We start from the raw sequence: 576 nt of genomic DNA, 5'->3' as shown, positions 1-576 counted from the left end.
CATCGTTATCGAAGCAACTGGCCGCCTTGAAATGCCTTTTATTATCGCCTGTTCCAAAGCCAATTTACCTTTTGTAATTGCCAATCCTATCCACATTAAACGCTTCGCTGGCGCTATTGGCCGCAGAGCTAAAACGGATAAACTGGATGCTCAATTAATCGCTCATTATAGCGAAGCCATTCAACCCCAATTGACCCAGTTAAAACCAGAAATTATGCGTTTAATGAGTGACTTAGTCGCCCGTCGACATCAAATTTTAACGATGCAAACTATGGAAAAGAATCGCTTACAACAACTCCCTAAAACGCTTCATTCCACAATCAATCCAATCATTACTTCCTTCAAAAATCAGATAGAGAAGATCGAAGCACTCATCATTGCTCTCATTGAAAAAACGCCTTCTTATCAGAGCAAAATATCATTTTACAAAGTGATCCCAGGCATCGGGAAAGTGAGTGCGGCCGCCATCATTAGCAACGTTCCTGAGTTGGGTTATATCAACAATAAACAAGCGGCTTCTCTAATAGGTGTTGCTCCCATGAATAGAGAAAGTSGSCGCTATAAAGGCAAACGAAT

1 protein-coding gene is annotated in these 576 nt (G+C 41.3%); it reads left to right on the top strand.

Annotated elements, in window-relative coordinates; genetic code table 11:
* Positions 1–576: transposase (locus CIK04_RS31050; protein ID WP_142995050.1), on the top strand; the 576-nt coding region annotated here is incomplete at both ends.

Source organism: Vibrio sp. 03_296 (assembly GCF_002265885.1).
The sequence above is the reverse complement of the archived record's forward strand: the minus strand, read 5'-3'. Positions and strand labels throughout refer to the sequence as shown.